Source organism: Natronospirillum sp. (assembly GCF_022565775.1).
Classification (GTDB): Bacteria; Pseudomonadota; Gammaproteobacteria; order Pseudomonadales; family Natronospirillaceae; genus Natronospirillum.
This window is the reverse complement of the sequence record NZ_JAIUMC010000039.1, coordinates 1-16,587: the sequence shown is the minus strand read 5'-3', so window position 1 is coordinate 16,587 and position 16,587 is coordinate 1. Positions and strand designations below refer to the sequence as shown.

General features: G+C 60.3%; 13 protein-coding genes. 5 read left to right on the top strand and 8 right to left on the bottom strand.

Translation table 11 applies throughout. The annotated features are described in order from the left end of the window. Positions 1-52: 52 nt before the first annotated feature. From LAT62_RS09115 to LAT62_RS09095, 5 genes are all read right to left on the bottom strand, one after another. Positions 53-1,747, bottom strand: a complete 1,695-nt coding sequence (locus tag LAT62_RS09115; protein WP_293382325.1) for an iron ABC transporter permease — start codon at positions 1,745-1,747, stop codon at positions 53-55. A gap of 8 nt (positions 1,748-1,755) precedes the next feature. Then, the gene (locus tag LAT62_RS09110) at positions 1,756-2,724 is read right to left on the bottom strand and encodes an ABC transporter substrate-binding protein (RefSeq protein ID WP_293382322.1); all 969 of its coding nucleotides are present in this window, start codon (positions 2,722-2,724) and stop codon (positions 1,756-1,758) included. Between the two features lie 45 nt (positions 2,725-2,769). Beyond that, positions 2,770-3,933 carry an ABC transporter ATP-binding protein gene (locus LAT62_RS09105; RefSeq protein ID WP_293382319.1) on the bottom strand — a complete coding sequence of 388 codons (1,164 nt, stop codon included), beginning with the start codon at positions 3,931-3,933 and terminating at the stop codon, positions 2,770-2,772. A gap of 97 nt (positions 3,934-4,030) precedes the next feature. Then, the gene (locus LAT62_RS09100; protein ID WP_293382316.1) at positions 4,031-5,089 is read right to left on the bottom strand and encodes a GGDEF domain-containing protein; all 1,059 of its coding nucleotides are present in this window, start codon (positions 5,087-5,089) and stop codon (positions 4,031-4,033) included. 23 nt (positions 5,090-5,112) lie between these two features. Then, positions 5,113-6,162: an adenosine kinase gene (locus LAT62_RS09095; RefSeq protein ID WP_293382313.1), complete on the bottom strand. Its 1,050-nt coding sequence runs from the start codon at positions 6,160-6,162 to the stop codon at positions 5,113-5,115. A gap of 75 nt (positions 6,163-6,237) precedes the next feature. Between LAT62_RS09095 and mrcB the strand changes: the two genes are divergently transcribed. Together mrcB and LAT62_RS09085 are read left to right on the top strand one after the other, a co-directional pair. Beyond that, positions 6,238-8,559: a penicillin-binding protein 1B gene (mrcB, locus tag LAT62_RS09090; protein ID WP_293382310.1), complete on the top strand. Its 2,322-nt coding sequence runs from the start codon at positions 6,238-6,240 to the stop codon at positions 8,557-8,559. 26 nt (positions 8,560-8,585) lie between these two features. Next, positions 8,586-8,849: a hypothetical protein gene (locus LAT62_RS09085; RefSeq protein WP_293382307.1), complete on the top strand. Its 264-nt coding sequence runs from the start codon at positions 8,586-8,588 to the stop codon at positions 8,847-8,849. A gap of 57 nt (positions 8,850-8,906) precedes the next feature. Here LAT62_RS09085 and LAT62_RS09080 read toward each other — a convergent pair whose 3' ends face one another. After that, a complete protein-coding gene (locus tag LAT62_RS09080; RefSeq protein WP_293382304.1) occupies positions 8,907-9,158 on the bottom strand; it encodes a hypothetical protein in 252 nt (83 codons plus the stop codon). A gap of 374 nt (positions 9,159-9,532) precedes the next feature. Between LAT62_RS09080 and LAT62_RS09075 the strand changes: the two genes are divergently transcribed. Both LAT62_RS09075 and LAT62_RS09070 read left to right on the top strand, forming a co-directional pair. Continuing rightward, on the top strand, positions 9,533-11,296 hold the full coding sequence (locus LAT62_RS09075; RefSeq protein ID WP_293382301.1) for an acyl-CoA dehydrogenase C-terminal domain-containing protein: 1,764 nt from the start codon (positions 9,533-9,535) through the stop codon (positions 11,294-11,296). Between the two features lie 38 nt (positions 11,297-11,334). After that, positions 11,335-13,074 carry an acyl-CoA dehydrogenase family protein gene (locus tag LAT62_RS09070; protein ID WP_293382298.1) on the top strand — a complete coding sequence of 580 codons (1,740 nt, stop codon included), beginning with the start codon at positions 11,335-11,337 and terminating at the stop codon, positions 13,072-13,074. Between the two features lie 46 nt (positions 13,075-13,120). Here the strand turns inward: LAT62_RS09070 and LAT62_RS09065 are convergent, their stop codons facing one another. Then, positions 13,121-14,557 carry a lysophospholipid acyltransferase family protein gene (locus LAT62_RS09065; protein ID WP_293382295.1) on the bottom strand — a complete coding sequence of 479 codons (1,437 nt, stop codon included), beginning with the start codon at positions 14,555-14,557 and terminating at the stop codon, positions 13,121-13,123. Positions 14,558-14,717: 160 nt separating this feature from the next. Here LAT62_RS09065 and LAT62_RS09060 point away from each other — a divergent pair, with 160 nt between their 5' ends. After that, positions 14,718-15,608, top strand: coding sequence for an NAD(P)-dependent oxidoreductase (locus tag LAT62_RS09060; RefSeq protein ID WP_293382292.1), 891 nt, complete (start codon positions 14,718-14,720; stop codon positions 15,606-15,608). 1 nt (position 15,609) lies between these two features. Here the strand turns inward: LAT62_RS09060 and LAT62_RS09055 are convergent, their stop codons facing one another. Then, positions 15,610-16,494: a LysR family transcriptional regulator gene (locus tag LAT62_RS09055; RefSeq protein ID WP_293382289.1), complete on the bottom strand. Its 885-nt coding sequence runs from the start codon at positions 16,492-16,494 to the stop codon at positions 15,610-15,612. Positions 16,495-16,587 lie beyond the last annotated feature (93 nt).

The window sequence follows — 16,587 nt, the reverse complement described above, 5'->3', positions numbered from 1 at the left end:
GTACCGCTTTGGTGGCGCGGCTCCAGTCTCTTTGCAGTCCCTGTGCAGAACGCTATTGAATCATCAGCTTTTTGCGGCTGAAAGCCGTCAGGCCGAGGATCAGCGCCGTGGTGGTGAAAATGGCCACCACACTCATTGCCATGCCAAGACCTGGTGAGCCCTGCTCGAACTGCTTGAACACGAAGGTAGACACGGTGCTCATGCCGGCCGGGGCCACCAGCAGTGACGCCACCAGCTCCCGGGAGGCAATGGCAAATACCAGCAGCATGGCGACGATCAGGCTGGGGGCCAGAGCGGGCAGCAGCACCTTGATGAACATGCGCACGAAACCGGCGCCGGATACCCGGGCGGCCGCTTCCAGATTCTCGCTGATCTGACGGAAGCTGGCACTGGCATAGCGCACCGGATAGGGCAATAGCAGACAGGCATAGGCCAGCAATAGCATGGCGCCGGTATTGTAGATCTGGATCGGCCAGTAGCTCTGGTTCCAGGCCAGAATCAGGCCCACGGCAACCACAATGCCGGGCATGGTGTTGGGCAGCAGCGACAGGAAATCCAGCGCCTGGCTGCTCTTGCTGCGCACTCGCACCACCAGATAGCCGATCAGGGCACCCAGCACGCCGGTCAGCAAGGCCGCTCCGGTGGCCAGGCTGAGGCTGGTGGTCAGCGCCTGCAGGGCACCCCCACGATCGTCGAACAGCGCCTGGAAATGTCGGCCGGACAGGTTGGCCCAGGTCAGGCCGCCGCTCAGCGTGCCGGTGGAGGCCGTGGCCAGAGTGGCCAGAATAGGCACTCCGACAGCAATGAAGGCGGTCAGACTGAAGAACGCCAGTACCGGCCACTTCCAGGGGCCGAGTTCCAGCGGCTCCAGGCGAGCAGGCTTGCCGGTCACCGAGACGTAAGAGCGCCGGTTGACCAGCCAGTGCTGAATATAGAAAGCAGCCATGGCCACCATGACCAGCAGCAGTGACAGCACGGCAGCGCCCGGCATATCCAGTGGCCAGTCGGAAAACCGCTCGTGAATGCCGGTGACCAGTACCTTGTACCCGGCCTGCGCACCCAATGTGGCCGGCGTACCGAATTCTTCGATGGTCAGTACGAACACCAGCAGGCTGCTGGCCGCAAGGCCGGGTATGGACAACGGCAGGGTGATCTTCCACAGGGCCCGCCAGGCATTGGCACCGCAGACCCGACCCACCGCGGCATAGCGCCCGCCGACTGCAGACAGGGTGCGTGAGGCGGCAAAATACACCACCGGAAAGACATTGAGCACCATCACGAAGACAATACCCCAGAAAGAAAACAGGAAGCTGTCCGCCTGCACACCGGTGAGTTGCTGCATGTAGCCACGGGGCTGCAATGTCATCATCCAGGACAGGGCGGCGATATAGGGCGGAATCAGAAAGGGCACCAGGAAGACCACATCCCAAAGCGCTCCGCCCGGAATGCGAAACAGGGCCCGCAGGGCACCCAGCGGGAGTGCCAGGGCCAGACAGCCCAGCACGACCGCCACCCCCAGGCGCACCGTATTGCCCAGGAGATAGAGCAGTTCCGGATCATTGAGGGTCGGTACCAGCATGGCCAGCGGCCGTGCAAAGCTGCCTCGAGTGATCTCGGGGAAAATGGCCTGCAGCAGCACGTAGGTGAGCGGCAGCGCTACCAGAATCAGCAGCGCTGCCGTGGTCAGCACCATGACGGCTCGAGACAGGTCAATTGTTTTCGGGATGCTCAGTGCGCCGAGTTTCATCTTGTCGGTTACTGTCCAGAGATGCTGCGGAATTGACGCAGGATTTCGTCACGGCGGGCGGCCATGGCGTCTTCATCGACATCGATGACGGTCAGTTCATTGATGCCGGGACGCAGCCCTTCGATGTCGGTGCGGGCAGGCATCAGGTAGCGCTCGGCAACCCGCTGCTGGCCCTGCTCGGACAGCACGAAGTCGATGAACAGTTTGGCTTCGTCTTCATTCTGGGTGGTGTTCAGGATCATCATCGGACGCGGGGCGACCACGGTGCCACTCTCCGGGAAGATGACCTCAATTTCTTCACCAGCGGCCTGCTGGCCCAGCGCGATGTAGTCGACCGCACCAAATACGACGGACTTGGCACCCTGCAGCACCGGGTTCAGGGCCCGCGCGTTGGGACCGGGCACGATCATGTCATTGGCGATCAGATCACTGAACAACTGCCAGGTTTCTTCTTCACCATTGGCGGTCAGCAACCCGGTTACCAACTGGTAGGCGGTGCCGGATTGCGCCGGGTCGGGCATGGTGACTTCGTTCTGGTACACCGGATCGGTCAGGTCGGCCCACTCACGGGGCATGGGTACATCACTGTTGCGATTCCAGGCCATGGCCAGCGCGGACACGCCCTGCGCGACATAATGGGTGTCCTGCAGGAAGTCCGGTACCATTTCGGCATTCGGGGAGACATATTCGAGCAGGTCGCCCTGGGCCTTGAGGTCTACCGCCGAGTCCCAGGACGCCGAAACCACCACGTCGGCAATCGGGTTGCTGCTTTCTGCTTCAAGCCGTGCCATCACCTGGCCGGTCGTGCTCTGGAAAATATTGACCGAGATGCCGCTTTCGGCCTCGAAATCGGCAGCCAGGTTTTCGATCAGGGCAGCAGGTCCGGCGGAATAGACCGTGATGCTTTGCGCAGATACGCCGGTAGCCGCCAGGGTCATGGCAATGGCAGCGGTGACAGGCAGTTTGGAAAGTTTCATGATGTTGTCCTCTGATAGTGATGACTTGTTGTGATAAAGCGATTGTCAGTGCTGACGCTGGCGCATCGGAACCACATCGGCCTCAGGATGTGGCGCTGCCTCGGCATCGGCAGCATGGTGAATGGTCAGGGGGCGGTCGTCGGGCCCCCAGGCGCGAACATGATGCACATCGATGCGGATGCCGGTGTCGCTGTCCAGAGCCGGCGCATCGGGTACATGCAGGTTGATCATGGCCTGATTGCCGATATTGACGCGTACCGAGTGATACTCACCCTGAAAGATCACAGCCTCGACGCGCCCGGCGGTAGTATTGGCCTGTGCATGGCCAGTGAGGTGCACGGCGCGCCTCGGCAGCAGCACGGTGCACTCTTCCTGGCTGGCATCCGGACTGACCAGAGGCAGCCGGGCCTGCGAATCACTCAGCCGGAAACCGGTGTCATCGAAATGGCCGCGCAACAGGGCGCCGGCATCCAGGAAGGCCGCAATGGCCGGTGTGGCGGGTGTGTCATACAGGGCCTGCGGGCGGTCCACCTGACGCAGTTCGCCCTGTTGCAGCACAGCCACTTCATCGGCCAGCGCAAAGGCTTCATGTTGATCATGGGTAACAAAGACCGCAGCCAGAGACAGCTCATTGACCAGGCGGCGGATATCGAGGGCGAGAGATTCACGCAGACCCTTGTCCAGGTTGGATAGGGGTTCGTCCATCAGCAGCAGCTTGGGTTGAGCCACAATGGCCCGCGCCAGGGCAACCCGCTGTTGCTGGCCACCGGACAGGGTGTCCGGGGAGCGCTGACCGAAGCCGCTCAGGCCAACCGTGTCCAGAGCCCACTGGACACGAGACTGACGACTCTTGCGGTCGACCTTACGCATGCTGAGCGGGAAGCCGACATTCTCGGCGACGGTCATGTGAGGCCAAAGCGCATAATCCTGGAACACCATCCCAAGTTCGCGTGCCTCGGGTGGCAAAGCCAGGTTGGGGCCGTTCATGGCCCGCCCGCCAATGACAATGTCACCGCTGTCAGGGGGCATCAGCCCTGCAATGCAGCGCAGAAGCGTTGTTTTGCCGCAGCCGGAGGGGCCGAGCAGGGCAAGCACACGACCCGGTCTCAGTGTCAGGCTGATTCCATTCAGCGCAGTGACTTCCTGAAAGGCCTTGTGCAGGTCACGTATGACCAGAGGTTCATTGCCCTGAAGCGAATCTGTAGTCATCAGGCACCCGATCGTTGAAACGTCGGGCCAATTTACTACCGGCAGGTTGCAGTAAGATGAACGAAATATGACATAAAGATGACAGGGTGGCGGGCTACTATGCGGAGACTACCCGGTTTCGGCCGTGATGTTTACCCCGATACAGGCGCTCATCAGCGGCCTTGTAGAGCGCGGTGGCATCTTCGCCATCGTGCGGAAACACGGCCACGCCCAGAGTGGCATGGACCTGGATGGGCAGGCCCTCATAAGAGAAAGGATAGTTGGCTATTTTCTCCCGGATGGATTCGGCCAGGGCTGCAGCGACCGGCATTGACGCCTCGCGCAGGATAACGGCAAACTCTTCGCCGCCCAGGCGGGCGACAAAGTCGGACTCGCGCAGGCCGTCTGACATGCACTGGCCGAGTTGGCGCAGGATTTCGTCACCGGCATCATGCCCGCGGGTGTCATTCACCTGCTTGAATCGGTCCAGATCGAGCACGACCAGAGTAAATTCCGCCCGCCGCCGCTTGCTGTCGGCAATGACCGAGCGCAGGGTGGTCTGAAACTGCCCGCGATTGGGCAGCCCGGTCAGCGCATCGGTGGCTGCCATATACACCAGTTGGCGCTGAGTCTCCGCGCGGCCCTTTTCGTAAAAATGCATGAAAACCATCATCAGCACGGCGCTGGCGACCAGGTTCAACAGGTTGCTCAATTCGCGGAGTGACGGATCGCCATAAAGGTCCAACTGCTGTATGACCAGCACAGTCATGGTGATCAGCATGAAGGGCAGGCTGATCAGCAGCCCGGGTCTGAGGCCGAGCATCGCATAGGACAGCACCGGGATGATGTAGATCCAGACATAGTTGGTGTCGCTCCCCTCAACGGTAAGAACGGCAAGAAATACAATGACATAGAGAGCAAAAAGGAAGCCGAAGGTCCACACCATCAGATGTCGGGTGCGCGCCAGGCGTGACAGTGACAGCAGGCCCGCCACGCCACATATCAGTTGCAACACGGCAAGCAAGTAGAGTTCTTCGATAAAGTTGATGCTGGCATAGACAAACAGAATGCCGGAGGCAAGCACGAACAGCAGCCTGATCATCCTGCGGCGATGAGCATCGGCAATATTGAACTCGGCTTCGGGAAGGCTGTGCCGCCCCTCATAATCCCGCTGCATTGCTTACTCCTTGTGCGTTGTGTTCAGCCCTGCTGCCGGGCTGGTCCACCACTTTCAGTAAACTGGCTATACATCCATACCAATTGTTCCCGCGCCAGGCGCGGGCCGTTGAATTCTACCTTACGTGCCGCGCAGCGGCTTGCAAAATCTGCCGACCTGGCCAATGGCCAGCGTTCGTAATGCAACCCGTGCAACAGCGCCCCGGCGAAGGTGTCGCCGGCACCCAGGCTGCTAACGGCAGACACCTTGGGCGCCTCTATGATGGTCTGACCACTTCTGTCGACAATGATCACCCCTGCAGCACCGCGCGTAATCACGATCTGCTCGGCCAGCGGTGCAAGCTTGTCCAGCGCCTTGTCAAGTTGATCGGTCGCGCCCCAGGCAAGCGCCTCCGATTCGTTGCCGATCAGGGTGCTGACCCGGGGCGCGAACCAGTGTTTCAGAGTATCCCGCCAGGCGGTCACAATGCCGGCATCCGACAGGCTGATACAGACCGGCACACCCGCCTGATGGGCTGTCGTCAGCGCTGAGTTGACTGTATTGCGGGCCACCGGATCGGTCACCAGATAGCTTTCCAGATACAGGCTGCGCGCCCGCTGCAGTGCGTCGAGGTCCAGAAGACCGGTATCCAGTTGGGTGGTGACACCCAGATGCAGGAGCATGGTGCGTTCGGCATCCGGCGTGATCAACACCAGACAATGTCCGCTGATGCCTTCTGCAAGCGGTGCATCCGGTATCATGATGCCTTCATTGAGCAGGGTCTGCTGGTAGAACCAGCCAGCCGCATCCTGGGCCAGTTTGCTGGCAAAGTGGCACCGCGCACCCAGACGCTGGGCGGTGACCACCGAGTTGGCGGCACTGCCACCGCCGGATTGGGCAATCCAGGTAGCGCCGGCGCCGGGTGCCTGCAAAGCCGCATGCAGTATCTGGAACTGGCCATCATCGAGCAGGTAGCGCCCGCCTGCCGTGAAGCCCAGATCACGCAACAGGCCGTGAGACACTTCGTACTCGACATCCACCACAGCGTGACCCAGTGCAAAAATATCACAATCAACAGCCGGGCCTGTAATCATGTGGGGGTGTTCTCCTGCTGCTGATACCGCATAATAGCCGTGATCTTCATCAATGGCAGTCTAACTGAGCTCCTTATGCCGTACAAACCCTCCCGTTGGCGCCGAACTGGCCTGCTCCTGCTCAAACTGGGAACAGTGGGGCTGGTGTTGCTGATCGCGTTGGTGGTCTATCTGGACATCTATGTGCGCGATCGGTTCGAGCAGCACACCTGGTCTGTGCCGGCGCGCGTCTATGGAGCGCCGCTGGAGTTGCGGGCCGGCGGCGAACTGGAGATGAACGAGGTGCTTTGGTGGCTGGATCGCATGGGGTACCGGCCCGTGCCCGAGGTCAGTGGCCCGGGAGATTATCGTGTCGGAGTCAATGATATTGAGTTGTTTACCCGGTCTTACGACTTCTGGGATGGTGCGGAACCGGCGCGCCAGCTCCATCTCCAGTTCAGCCAGGAGCGGCTGACCCGCCTTGAGGACCGGCACGGGGAGCGAGTCACCAGCGCCAGACTGGCGCCACCCAACCTGGGCCATATCTCCCCCGTGCATGCCGAAGACCGCGTGATCGAGCGGCTAGCCACCATGCCACCTACCCTGGTGGCCGGGCTGGTGGCAGTGGAAGATCGCCGGTTCTTCCAGCATCGCGGTATATCACTGGTGGGCATCGGACGCGCGCTGGAGGCGAATCTGCGCTCCCAGCGGGTTACCCAGGGCGGCAGTACCCTCACCCAGCAGTTGATCAAGAACATGTTTCTGACCGCCGATCAGACGCTGTGGCGCAAGGGTATCGAGGCTATTATGGCGGTGCTGCTGGAGCTGCATGTCGACAAGGAGACCATTCTCGAAGCCTACATGAATGAGGTGTTTATCGCCCAGGACGGCAGGCGTGCGGTACATGGTTTCGGGTTGGCCGCACAGCACTTCTACGGCAGGCCACTGAATGAGCTGTCGATTGCCCAGCAGGCCATGCTGATCGGGGTGCTGCGCGGGCCTACCTTCTATTCCCCGTTGCGCAATCCGGAGCGGGCCATGGCGCGGCGCAATGTGGTGCTGGATGTGATGCATGAGCGCGGCGTCATTACGGATGATCAGCATCGGCAGGCACGTCAGGAAGGCCTGCGCCTCAATCCGCGCTCCGGCCAGGGGCCGCATGCTGCGGCGCTGGATCTGGTACGCCGGCAATTGCGGTTGTGGTATCGCGAAGAGGTGCTCAACCGGGAAGGCCTGCACATCCATACCACCATCGACATCTACGCCCAGGACCAGGCTCAGGCCGCCATGACCCGGCAGTTGCGCGACCTTGAGCAGCGCCTGAATCTGGAGCCGGAATCCGTGCAGGGGGCGCTGGTGCTGGCCGAGCGTGACTCGGGTGCCGTGCGCGCCGTGGTCGGGGGCAGGGCCAGTATTCCCGGCGGTTTCAATCGGGCTCTGGATGCGCGACGCCCGGTCGGGTCGCTGCTCAAACCGGCGCTTTATCTGGCGGCCCTGGAGCAGGGCCAGCACTGGTTGATGCCAGTTGATGACAGCCCGGTAGTCGTCGCCGGGCGGGACGGCTCCGAATGGCGTCCGACCAATTTCGACCTCAATTCCAATGGTGAGGTGCCCATGTGGGAAGCCCTCAGCATGTCCTACAACCAGGCGGCTGCCCGCTCCGGCATGGAGCTGGGGCTGGGCAACGTACTGGACAGTATCGAGCGACTGGGTTACAGCCGGGATCTGCCCGTGGTGCCCTCGGTCATTCTGGGGGCCGTGGACATGAGCCCTTATGACGTGGCGCAGATTTATCAGCCGCTGACCTCTGGGGGTTATCTGTCTCCGCTGACCAGTATTGTCGCGGTCACCGAGCCCGGCGGGCGGGTGCTGGGCCAGATCAATGTGCGTGCCGAACAGGTGGTTGATCCGGCTGCCGCACAGAGCCTGCGCAGTGCGCTGGCTCTGACTGCGCAGGCCGGAACCGGCGCCTATGCCGGCAATACGCTACCCCGGGATCTGCGTCCGGCGGGCAAGACGGGAACTTCGGACGGGCAGCGCGACAGCTGGTTTGCCGGGGAAGCCGGTCATCTGCTGGGTGTGGCCTGGCTGGGCACGGATGACAACCAATCGCTGCCCATAACCGGCAGCACCGGTGCCCTGCGCCTGTGGACGGATGTGATGGGCCGGGTCGCCCGGCCGAGCCTGGAGCCCGACCTGCTGCACTCGTCTCTGAGCTGGGTCAGTTGGGATGCGGACAGGCCGGACAGAGTCTGGCTGGGGGACTGCCGACAATATCGACTGGCCATACCCACCGAGGCCGCCAATGGCCAGGTGTCACGTCGCTGCGGCGACGGCAGCGACCAGCCCGGTGCAGGGGATGAGTCACGAGAGGAAGCCGAAGACAGTCGCTGGAACTGGCTGCGCCGCTGGTTTTAACCCGCCGCAGTCAATACACTGGGTCTATGCAGACGTTAAGGCGGTATCTCGACACGATTGAAGCGGAACTGGCGCTGGGCAGGCTGCAGGCCGAGGGCCTGAGCGCGCGCCTGGACCATGGTGGCCTGCAGAATATCAGTCATGCCATGGTCGAAGTGCTGCTGCAGGTCGACCCGGACGACATGACACAGGCGGAACACATCCTGAGTGCGATGGAAGATGGCTCACTGACGCTGGATGAGGGCTGTGATGTGGGCGACCCCGAGAACGGAGACACCTCTTCCCGTTAGACGATGGTTGAACCAACCACGTCAAACGCTGGTGTGGTTCAACAACAACGGCCGGACTCAGTGATGCGTGACGGAGCCCGCCTCACCTGCATCCGTTTCCCCGTCAAGCCAGTAGGCCGGCTTGGAGAAGGCCTGCTCGATCTGTCGTGCCAGGTCATCCGAAATATGCAGGTGACTGCCCTGTCGCAGCATGGCATTCATCACCTTGGGCTCCTTGCCGAGACAATAGGCCAGTTCTTCCGGCCCAATGGCATTTTCTTCGAGCAACTCATACACATGCGAGCGACGTGTGGTATCCAGTTGTCCCATAGCCTCACCTCCGAACAACAGTCGGAGCACCTCGCTGCAGAGTCCTGCAGGGGTGCTGACACCTTGAATATATGGACGCTGAGGCGCCAAAAGTCCAGAAAAATCCACCGGATTTGCGTGCCTGTACCATGTAAAGCCATCCGGGTGCCCGGAGGCCTCTTGTGTACCTTTGGCCGGCGAATCGTAAAGAGGCCCGGGGTGAGGGTTCTGGAGTCAGGTTCAGTTTCCCGCCGGGCATCAATCGAACCTTTTCCGAGGTGATTCTGTACAGCCACTCCATGGAGTCCGCGACGTCGATTGACCGGTCGGTGATTCAAACCTATGTTTCAAACAACTGTTTGAATCGACCTCGATTCCTTCCTGGAGAATCTATCATGCCGCAATACAAAGCCCCCGTGCAGGATATGCAATTCCTGCTCTTTGACGTCTACAACGCAGAACAGCATTACGCGCACATTGGCGCCGAAGACGCGTCACGCGACATGCTTGAAGCCATCATGGCGGAAAGTGCCCGCTTCTGTGAGCAGGTGCTGGCGCCGTTGAACCAGAGCGGCGACCAGGAAGGCTGTACCTGGACCGAAGACGGCGTTACCACCCCGAGCGGTTTCCGTGAAGCCTACCAGCAGTTTGTCGAGAACGGCTGGCCATCGCTGGCCAGCCCGGTCGAATATGGTGGCCAGGGGCTTCCCGAGTCTGTAGGGCACATCGTGTCCGAAATGTCGGGCACCGCCAACTGGGCCTGGTCCATGTATCCGGGCCTGAGCCATGGCGCGCGCAACACCATCGCACTGCACGGCACCGACGAGCAGAAGGAAACCTATCTGGGTCGACTCAGCACCGGCGAATGGACAGGCACCATGTGTCTGACCGAAGCTCATTGCGGCTCTGATCTGGGCCTGCTCAAGACCAGTGCCGACCCTCAGGAAGACGGCAGCTATCGTCTCAACGGTACCAAGATCTTCATCTCGTCCGGCGACCATGACATGGCGGAGAATATCGTGCACATCGTACTGGCGCGCCTGCCGGGTGCACCGTCAGGCACCAAGGGTATCTCGCTGTTCATAGTGCCCAAGTTCCTGCCTGACGGTACGCGCAATGCGGTCAACTGTGGCTCTCTGGAGCACAAGATGGGGATTCACGGCAACGCCACCTGCGTCATGAACTTCGACGGCGCCACTGGCTTTCTGATCGGCCCCGAAAACAAGGGCCTGAACTGCATGTTCACCTTCATGAACTTTGCTCGTATCGGAACTGCCATGCAGGGTGTGGCGTCGGCCGAGCTGTCCTATCAGGGGGCTTTGGCCTATGCCAAAGATCGACTGGCCATGCGCGCCCTGAGCGGACCGAAAAACCCGGACGGCCCGGCTGACCCGATCATTGTGCACCCGGATGTACGCCGCATGCTGCTGACCCAGAAGGCCTTTGCCGAGGGTGGTCGCGCCATGCTGTATGACCTGTCACAACAGGTCGATCTGGTGCATAACGCGACAGACGAGGCAGAGCGGCAGGTGGCAGATGATCTGCTGTCATTCCTGACACCGATCGCCAAGGCGTTTCTGACCGAAGCCGGCCTGGAGTCCGCCAATCATGGTGTGCAGGTGTTTGGCGGCCATGGCTATATTCAGGAGTGGGGCATGGAGCAGATTGTGCGTGATGCGCGCATCGCGACCCTGTATGAAGGCACTACCGGCATTCAGGCACTGGACCTGCTGGGGCGTAAAGTGTTGATGACACAGGGCAAGCTGCTGAAGTCGTTTACCAGGGTGGTGCACAAGTTCTGCAAGGCCCATGATGGCGCCAAGGGACTCAAGCCAGTGATCAAGACCCTGAATGACTATAATAAGGAATGGGGTGACATCACCACCAAGATCGGCATGAAAGCCATGATGAACAAGGAAGAGGTCGGAGGGGCTGCCTACGACTACCTGATGTACTCTGGCTACGTAACGCTGGCCTACTACTGGGCGCGGATGGCAGTCACGGCGCAGGAAAAACTGAAAGACGCGGATGACAAGGCGTTCTATCAGGCCAAGCTGGATACGGCACAGTTCTACTTTGACCGCATCCTGCCGCGGGCAGGCGCACACAAGGCGGCCATGCTGTCCGGACTGGACAACCTGATGACACCAGACCTGTAAGAAGCCTCCCTGGGGCGGAACGATAACGGAGACCATGCATGACCGACTACCAGCCTGCACTGAAAGAGGCCCACTTTCTGCTCAATGCGGTTTTTGATTTGCCCACACAATGGGCAGCCATGCCGGACCTGGGCGAAATGAGCGCTGATCTTGCTGATGCCATCCTGGAGGAAGGCGGCAAGGTCTGTGCTCAGGTGTGGGCGCCGCTCAACCGAGTGGGTGATGAGCAGGGGTGTCATTGGGAAGACGGCGAGGTCAGAACCCCAGAGGGTTTCCGTGACGCCTGGCAGGCGTTCGCCGAAGCCGGCTGGGTCGGGCTGGGGGGCAGTGTCGACTTTGGCGGTCAGGGCGCTCCAAAGGGGCTGACGGTGTTGTTCGAAGAGATGCAGTATGCGGCCAATGCCTCCCTGGCACTGTACAGCGTGCTCACCGCAGGGGCCTGTCTGGCGCTGAACAGCCATGCCAGCGACGAGCTCAAAAGCACCTATCTGCCGCCCATGTATGAAGGTCGCTGGGCGGGCACCATGTGCCTGACCGAACCGCATGCGGGTACCGACCTGGGCATGCTGCGTACTCGTGCAGAACCGGAAGGTGACGCCTTTCGTCTGACCGGTACCAAGATATTCATTACCGGCGGCGAACAGGACCTTACCGAGAACATCATTCACCTGGTGCTGGCGCGACTGCCGGATGCACCGGATGGGCCCAAGGGCATCAGCCTGTTTCTGGTACCCAAGTTTCTGCTGGATGGTGACGGCAGCCCGGGTGAGCGCAACCCGGTGCACTGTGGCTCCATTGAGCACAAGATGGGTATCAAGGGCAGCAGCACGGCCCTGCTCAACTTCGACGGGGCACTGGGTTATCTGGTGGGCGAGCCCAATGAAGGGCTCAAGTACATGTTCACCATGATGAACTATGAGCGGCTGTCTATCGGCATTCAGGGTATCGGCCATGCCGACTGGTCATTGCAGCAGTCTCTGGCCTACGCGCATGACCGTGTGCAGTCGAAAGCCGCAGACAAGGGGTTGCGCACCGGCGAGCGGGCCGACCCGATCGTGGTCCACCCTGATGTGCGCCGTATGCTGCTGACCCAGAAAGCCTGGGTTGAAGCCGGCCGAGCCTTGGCCGTTTATGTGGGCAGTCAGCTGGACTGCGCCAAGCATCACCCGGACAGCGCGGTACAGGAAAAGGCCCAGGGGCGTGTCGCACTGCTGACCCCGGTAGCCAAGGCCTTTTTCACCGACCGGGGCCTGGACGCCACGGTGCTGGGTCAGCAGGTATTTGGTGGCCATGGCTATGTCCGGGAGTGGGGCATGGAGCAGGCTGTGCGCGACACGCGCATCGCACAGATTTATGAAGGTACCAATGGCATTCAGGCGATGGACCTGATCGGGCGCAAGGTACTGATGAACAGGGGTGAGTGGCTGAAGAGCTTTGCCGATGATATCCGTGCGGATCTGGACAAGGTGCCGGCAGACTGGTCCGGTCAGGCCAGCGCTGTAGGCGCGGTGCTGGGCGCCACGGAGCAGGCTGTCAAAGGCTGGCTGGACAACAAGGACCCCAATCTGGTCGGCACTCAGGCCTACAACCTGCTGGAACTGGTCGGCTATATCGCCTATGGCTGGTTATGGTTGAAAATGGTCTCTGCAGCTGGCCAGGGAGAACTGGACAAGGCCGGTACCTCCAGGTTCTTCTTCGACTGGTTGTGGCCCCATACCGAGACCCTGCTGCGTCGCCTGGAGTGTTCCAGCCGTACAATGATGGTGCCGAAGCTGTAAGTGCCGCTCTTAATGAGCTGTTGCTATCCGGTGCCTGACGACCCCGTCAGGTGTCACTGGCACCATAGCGCTCATGCAGCCACTGCAGGCGCTCGATGATTTCGCTGCGCTCCTCGCGCAGCAGTGCCGTCATGTTTTCATTGGTGCGGAAGAAGGTCCGCACCAATATCATGTCCCGGTACTGCATGACCCGTCCCCGATAGCGCAGGCAGACGAATCCGGTGGGCGGCAGCAAGGCCAGATAGATCAAACTGCCGGCCAGACTGCGGTCGGTGAACTGCCACATCCAGAAACCGAAGACCGTATAGGTCATGGCGAACGCCAGCACACCCACGCCAAAATAGGCAAACCCTCTGACGGCCTCATCGCGGAAGCGTTGCCCCATATACAGGCTGAACAGGTAGGGCACAATGTTGTGCACCAGCCCGAACAGGGCTATTGGAGCCACCAGCAGCGCATACAGCGTCATGCGCAGGCGGATCAGGCGCTCCTTGAGGGGCTGATCAAAGCTCTGGCGCAGGTCATCGCGCAGATAGGTCTGACGCAGGTGAGCCTGGTAGCGGTCAACCCGGTTGCGCAAATCCTCCACCGCTTCCGGTTCGCTGGCATTGGCCTTCGACAATACCTGGGAGATTTCCTGTCGGCCTTTCAGGTTGCTCGATATATCCACCGGTTCGATCAGTTGCGGGCGGAACCAGGACAACATCTTCTGTCCAATGCGGCCGAGGCGACTTCTACTGCGTCGCAGCGGCCTCTTGCCCTCGGCTGACTGCTCGGCTCGCACCGAGACCTCTGTGCTGTAGACCTGCCCCAGGTCCTTGACCAGGCGCGTCAGGTTGCGATCCTCAATATGCAGGGTGAGTTCGCGTAGCTGCTGCTCCATGGCATCTGTCAGGCCACGGATGGCGACTTTCGGGTTTTCTGCATGGGCTTCCTGGAAATCGGACACACTAATGGGGTCACCAAAGCGCAACTGAACAGCCGACAGAAACAGTTCCCGGCTTTCGAAATTGAGTCCGACCGGCACGATTTTCAGCCCCAGCTTCCACTGGTTGCGTACTTCAGCGCCAAAGGCAATGCGGGCCGTTCCAGTGCGCAGCTTGGCGACCTGCATCTGCGGTGAATTGCGGCCTTCCGGAAAAATGCCCACACAGCGACCGCTTTCCATCAATTGATAAAGGCGGAGGAAGGTTTCTTCATGCTGTTCCGGTTGCAGGCCCCGTTCAATGGGGATGGCGCCCATCTTCTTGTACAGGGCAGACAATATTGGAGATTTGAACAACTCGCTCTTGGCCAGATAGTGGACAGGGCGGGGCAGTTCAGTGGCCAGCAGCACTGAATCAAGGATGGAACTGGGGTGATTGGCCGCCAGAATGACCGGGCCGTCCTCGGGCACCTTTTCCTTGTCCACCGTGCTCACTTCGACGAAATACAGTCGGGTGGCAAATTTCAACAGTTGACGCATCAACGAGTAGAGTGTCATCCAGACTCCGTACTGGTTACAGGCACGACCCGATTATACATGGTTGCGCGTGCCCTCAAAGCGGGACAGCGCAAAGCGGTGCGGATGAATTTGAACAGGGCGAGTTATTCTGGTTTAGTGCTGATAGGCTAGGTCGATTCAGGAACAGAGGACTTTAATCATGCGCATTTTATTCACCGGAGGCAGTGGTAAGGCAGGGCGTCATGCCATTGCCCACCTGGTGGCTCAGGGGCATCGCGTCACCAATGCAGATCTGGTCTCCGCCGACCTGCCAGGCGCCGACTTTCTGCAGGTCGATCTCACAGACTCCGGACAGGTGTTCAATGCTCTGTCGGCCTATGCCGATTTCGATGAACTGGAGCCCGGTACCGGTGTGCCGCGATATGATGCCGTGGTGCACTTCGCCGCAGTGCCACGCATCATGCTCAAGCCCGACAATGAAACCTTCCGCATCAACACCCTGAGTACCTACAACGTACTGGATGCTGCCACCAAACTGGGGATTCGCAAGGTGATTTTTGCCTCCTCGGAAACCACCTACGGGGTCTGCTTTGCCGATGGGGAAGCAAAGCCCCACTATATCCCTGTGGACGAAGAGCACCCGACCGTTCCGGAGGACAGCTATGCCATGTCGAAAGTGGTTAACGAGGTGACTGCCCGCTCCTTTCAGGCCCGCACCGGCATCGATATCTACGGCTTGCGTATCAACAACGTGATCGAGCCGCATGAGTATGCAGTCAACTTTCCGGCCTTCATGGAAGACCCTGCGCTGCGGCGGCGTAATATTTTTGCCTATATTGATGCCCGCGACCTTGGTCACATGGTCGACTGCTGTCTGCAGACCCATGGTCTGGGCTATCAGGTGTTCAATGTGGCCAATGATGACCTGTCGGTCGGTATATCCACTCAGGAAGTGATTGATCGCTTCTATCAGGGCGTGCCGCAAGCGCGGGCCATGGGGGAGAACGAAACCTTCTACGCCAACCGCAAGGCGCGCGAACTGGTTGGTTTCAGGCCGCAGCATTCCTGGCGGGAGGTAGTTGAGCCCTGACCTACTGCCCCATGCGGTTGGACAGGAAGTCGATGAACAGGCGGATCCTGGACGTCATGTGGCGACGACTGCTGTAAACCGCATAGAGGGGCTGCGGAGCAAGGCGGTATTGAGGCAACAGTTCACATAGTCGCCCGGCCTCAAGATCATGACTGAGCAGCCCTTCGGGCAGCAGGCCAACCCCCATACCCTGCAGCACCGCCTGATAGAGCAGGAATTCGTTGTTGCTGGACAGGACCGAAGGCATACGCAGTGTCACCTCGCCATCCGGCCCCAGCAGGCGCGCCTGCCCTTGTTTGCTCACCAGTGAGTAGGTCAGCATGTCGTGCGATCTCATATCGGCCGGCTTCTCGGGATGACCACGGCGCGTAAGGTAGTCAGGCGACGCCACCAGCCGAAAGGGCATGGCCAGTAGAGGCCGGGCAATCAGATTGGGGTTCAGCGTCTGGCTTGCGCGCAGGGCCAGGTCGAAGCCCTCTTCCACGATGTCGACAAAGCGGCCGCTGACATCGAAATCAAAAGTGACGTCCGGATAAAGCGTACGAAACTCGCTCAGCAGACCGGTGAACTCGGTATTGGCCAGCCACATTGGGGCTGTAACCCGAATTTCACCGCGAGGATTCACATGGGCGCGGGAAATCACCGCCTCCACTTCATCCAGCTCTTCCAGCACCGAGCGACAGCGTTGCAGGTAGGTTCGACCGGGCTCCGTGAGGCTGAGATGGCGGCTGTTGCGGTTGAGCAAGCGGGCGCCCAGACGGCGCTCCAGGTGCATGATGTGCTTGCTGACCATGGCCTTGGAGAGATCGAGGTGGTCCGCTGCCGCGGAAAAACCATGGTACTCCACAACGGCCTGAAACACGCGCATGCTGAGCAGTGTGTCCATAATTCATGGTTTCTCAATAGTAAACGAACTATCAATAATAGCGGTGTTGATTGACTCTGAATAGTCCTCATACTGGTCACATCCAACGTCAAT

What these genes read in the sequence shown, in the direction of transcription:
- LAT62_RS09115 (WP_293382325.1), bottom strand. Translation starts at nt 1,747, where the DNA reads ATGAAACTCGGCGCACTGAGCATCCCGAAAACAATTGACCTGTCTCGA.
- LAT62_RS09100 (WP_293382316.1), bottom strand. Translation starts at nt 5,089, where the DNA reads ATGCAGCGGGATTATGAGGGGCGGCACAGCCTTCCCGAAGCCGAGTTC.
- LAT62_RS09085 (WP_293382307.1), top strand. Translation starts at nt 8,586, where the DNA reads ATGCAGACGTTAAGGCGGTATCTCGACACGATTGAAGCGGAACTGGCG.
- mrcB (WP_293382310.1), top strand. Translation starts at nt 6,238, where the DNA reads ATGCCGTACAAACCCTCCCGTTGGCGCCGAACTGGCCTGCTCCTGCTC.
- LAT62_RS09055 (WP_293382289.1), bottom strand. Translation starts at nt 16,494, where the DNA reads ATGGACACACTGCTCAGCATGCGCGTGTTTCAGGCCGTTGTGGAGTAC.
- LAT62_RS09095 (WP_293382313.1), bottom strand. Translation starts at nt 6,162, where the DNA reads ATGATTACAGGCCCGGCTGTTGATTGTGATATTTTTGCACTGGGTCAC.
- LAT62_RS09060 (WP_293382292.1), top strand. Translation starts at nt 14,718, where the DNA reads ATGCGCATTTTATTCACCGGAGGCAGTGGTAAGGCAGGGCGTCATGCC.
- LAT62_RS09105 (WP_293382319.1), bottom strand. Translation starts at nt 3,933, where the DNA reads ATGACTACAGATTCGCTTCAGGGCAATGAACCTCTGGTCATACGTGAC.
- LAT62_RS09110 (WP_293382322.1), bottom strand. Translation starts at nt 2,724, where the DNA reads ATGAAACTTTCCAAACTGCCTGTCACCGCTGCCATTGCCATGACCCTG.
- LAT62_RS09070 (WP_293382298.1), top strand. Translation starts at nt 11,335, where the DNA reads ATGACCGACTACCAGCCTGCACTGAAAGAGGCCCACTTTCTGCTCAAT.
- LAT62_RS09080 (WP_293382304.1), bottom strand. Translation starts at nt 9,158, where the DNA reads ATGGGACAACTGGATACCACACGTCGCTCGCATGTGTATGAGTTGCTC.
- LAT62_RS09065 (WP_293382295.1), bottom strand. Translation starts at nt 14,557, where the DNA reads ATGACACTCTACTCGTTGATGCGTCAACTGTTGAAATTTGCCACCCGA.
- LAT62_RS09075 (WP_293382301.1), top strand. Translation starts at nt 9,533, where the DNA reads ATGCCGCAATACAAAGCCCCCGTGCAGGATATGCAATTCCTGCTCTTT.